Annotated in this window: 4 protein-coding genes and 1 pseudogene; 3 read left to right on the top strand and 2 right to left on the bottom strand. The window is 60.6% G+C overall.

The window, feature by feature from the left end; translation table 11 throughout:
* Positions 1-202: 202 nt before the first annotated feature.
* Together EOA29_RS30895 and EOA29_RS30890 are read left to right on the top strand one after the other, a co-directional pair.
* Entirely contained in the window at positions 203-952 is a 750-nt protein-coding gene (locus tag EOA29_RS30895) for an NYN domain-containing protein (protein ID WP_126094178.1), read from the top strand.
* A gap of 52 nt (positions 953-1,004) precedes the next feature.
* Positions 1,005-1,508, top strand: coding sequence for an ankyrin repeat domain-containing protein (locus tag EOA29_RS30890; RefSeq protein WP_245464689.1), 504 nt, complete (start codon positions 1,005-1,007; stop codon positions 1,506-1,508).
* A 31-nt stretch (positions 1,509-1,539) separates the two neighbouring features.
* Here the strand turns inward: EOA29_RS30890 and EOA29_RS30885 are convergent, their stop codons facing one another.
* Together EOA29_RS30885 and EOA29_RS30880 are read right to left on the bottom strand one after the other, a co-directional pair.
* The gene (locus tag EOA29_RS30885) at positions 1,540-2,067 is read right to left on the bottom strand and encodes a gamma carbonic anhydrase family protein (RefSeq protein WP_126094180.1); all 528 of its coding nucleotides are present in this window, start codon (positions 2,065-2,067) and stop codon (positions 1,540-1,542) included.
* Between the two features lie 105 nt (positions 2,068-2,172).
* On the bottom strand, positions 2,173-2,493 hold the full coding sequence (locus EOA29_RS30880) for a hypothetical protein (RefSeq protein WP_126094181.1): 321 nt from the start codon (positions 2,491-2,493) through the stop codon (positions 2,173-2,175).
* 109 nt (positions 2,494-2,602) lie between these two features.
* On the opposite strand from EOA29_RS30880, the pseudogene EOA29_RS30875 reads away from it, so the two are divergent.
* Positions 2,603-3,028 (top strand): annotated as a pseudogene (locus EOA29_RS30875) (hypothetical protein); the annotation flags it as partial.

The following is a 3,028-nucleotide window of genomic DNA, read 5'->3' as shown; positions in this document are numbered from 1 at the left end:
GGTTTTAGGAGCCGGCCCTGTCCCCGGGCCGGCTCCGCCTTTTTTCACTAGCCATTGAAACCCTGATAGAAGGTACTGTGCCAAGGCGCAGATTTCTGTTGCGGCCCACCTCTGCTACAACAAGAAGCAAAGAGAACCGGGGCATGGCGACAGTTCCAAGAGTTTGAGATCCGCAAGCACGCCAGCTACGGGAAGCACCAACATGCCGACAGAACCCCGGTCACCACGCTTGGCGGTCCTTATCGACGCCGACAACGCTTCCGCCAAGATCGTCGACGGCCTGTTCGAGGAAATAGCCAAGATTGGCGAGGCCAGCGTTCGACGCATCTACGGCGACTTCTCGAATGCACGGTCGAAGGGGTGGGCTGACGTCCTGTCAAAGCATGCAATCATTCCCCAGCAGCAGTTCGCTTATACGACTGGGAAAAACGCTTCCGATATCACACTGGTGATTGACGCGATGGACCTGCTTCACAGCGGTCGCTTCGACGGCTTTTGTTTGGTCTCTTCCGACAGCGATTTCACGCGGCTTGCTGCGCGCATACGCGAACAGGGTGTTGATGTATTCGGGTTTGGCGAACAGAAAACCCCGGAGAGTTTTCGGCAGGCATGTCGCCGTTTCGTCTATACAGAAAACCTTCTCCGAAGCGTAGGGGATACTCACGATGCTGCGCCGGTAAGAAAGCCGCTTCAAGCGCCGAGCGCTGCGACACCTATACTAAAGAAAGTCATTGGCCAGATGGAAAGCGAAGATGGCTGGGTGCGTCTTGGCACCTTCGGCCAGCAACTTTCAAATCTCTTCTCCGATTTCGACCCTCGCACCTATGGCTTCGGTAAATTGAGCGACCTTGTGAGGAAGACCGCTGCATTCGATATTGAAAATCCCAAAGGCGGTGCCATGCGAATACGGGTCAAAGTTGCCGCTAAAAAAGGGAAAAGCAAATCCGAGTGACATTGTCATGCTGGAGATCCCTGACGATCGCTGCGAACGCCACCGGCTGTTCATGGCCATCGACGAAAGCTTCAAGGCAGGCGACTTCGAGGCTCTCGGGAAGGCCCTGGGGGGCGCAGCGCGCTGGTTCGATGAGCGGATGCCGTTCGAGCTCGGCCTTGGCCATCCGCTGGAATACGCGATCTATTGGAGTCCGGCCGCCTTCATCGCAACCTTGCTCGACGCCGGCTCGAACCCGAACTACGAGGATCCTGCCGGCTTTCCTTCGCTCATCGCGGCGCTGTCGACGAAGCGGCCGGACAAGCTGGAGGTCGTCCGGCTCCTGCTGAAACATGGCGCCGACCCGAACATGCGCGGCGTGAACGACTGGACGCCGCTGCACTATGCGGTGTCGCTGCGCGACGCGGAAGCGATCCGCCTGCTGCTCGCGTCAGGTGCGGACCCGTCGCTCAGAACCCGCATCGATGATTATGAGACCGCCCTGGAAGGCGCGGACCAAGCCGGTTTCGAAGCGTGGGCGTCGCTGCTGCGCGACGCGATATCCCGGCGCGATTAAACGACCAAGCCGCGGCGCCAAATTGGGCCACTCAGGCCTCTTTCAATCCTGCCTTGAAGCGCTTGCCGTTGGCGACATAATGCGCGGCCGAGACGCGCAGCCTTTCGACCGCCGCATCGTCCAGCGCCCGGATCACCTTGGCTGGCGAGCCGACGATCAGCGAATTGTCCGGGAACACCTTGTTTTCCGTCACCAGGGCGCCCGCGCCGACCAGCGAATTGTTGCCGATCCTCGCGCCGTTGAGCACGACGGCGCCCATGCCGATCAGGCTGTTGTCGCCGATGGCGCAGCCATGCAGCAGGGCACGATGGCCAATGGTGCAGCCCTGTCCAATGGTGAGCGGATAGCCCGGATCGGTGTGCATGATCGTATGTTCCTGCACATTGGTGTCGGCACCGATCGTGATCGGCTCTCCATCGCCGCGGATGACGACACCGAACCAGAATCCGGCATTGCGTCCGACGTTGATATTGCCGATCAGCGTGGCGTCCGGTGCGATCCAGTTGGTTTCGACATCGTCGAATCGGGGCGCCTTTCCGTCGATCGCATAGATTGGCATTTTCGTCTCCGAATCGTCTCAGGCCGAGAATTCGGCCGAGCCTAATGCATGTCTCCCGAAAGTGTGCAGCGGTTTCGGGACAAAGACATGCTTAAAATCAAAGACCTAAAGACCGGTCGCCCATGAGGCAATGGTGATCAGCACTATGCCGAGGGCCAATGCCCAGGCGACCGCCGTGCAGCCACACGAAAGCAGCGCCAGCGTGCCGATGCGCCCCTCGCGCCGCGCAGCCAGCGCATCATTGGTGAGCATGAAAGGGCCGGCGCAGGCGGTTGCCGCAAGCGAGCGTGCGATATGGGCAGGCGACACATAGGGCTCGGCGAAGGCCAGCCGGCGGCCGGAGATGATCTCCATGGCCGAGCCGGCGAGGCCGCAGGCCGTCAGGCCGACCGCAAAAGCGTAGAGAGGGAGCAGCATGGGATCCATCTTTACCAACCGTTTACCATGAAACCGCACAGTCGTACCCATGCGCTGCAAGAGCCATGCCGCGCGAAGCTGTGCCACCTGAGGACAGGTGAGCGGATTGGGAATCGCGATGAGAGAGGCAACCGCCGCCGAAAGCCCGGACTTCGAGGTCGTCGACTCGACCTTGATGAAGCGGGTCTTCTACGCTTTCGCTGCGCTGGCCCTGCTTTCGGTGGCAATCAGCGTCGGCGGCAAATGGCTTGGGCGATCGATCGCCATGGCCGGCTATACCGACGACACGACCGTCCGACAGGTCGTCATGGGCAACAATTTGATCAGCGTGCCGGCCAATTTCATCCGCTTCGACCAGGCAAGGCGCGACGGCATCGCCTCACGCCTCGATCTCTATCTGCGCTATCCCGAGATGGACGGCTACAGCGCCGCCGCGCGCGACGATTTCAACCATACCCGCGCCGCCAAGAAGATCGTCTTCCTGTCGTTCGAGCCGCGGATGATGTCGCGCGACATGAGCGGCCGCTTCGCGCCGATCTACAGC

It is taken from the genome of Mesorhizobium sp. M1E.F.Ca.ET.063.01.1.1 (genome assembly GCF_003998155.1).
In the GTDB taxonomy this organism is placed as follows: Bacteria; Pseudomonadota; Alphaproteobacteria; order Rhizobiales; family Rhizobiaceae; genus Mesorhizobium.
Note: the sequence above shows the minus strand (reverse complement) of the source record. Positions and strands in the feature narration are given on the sequence as shown.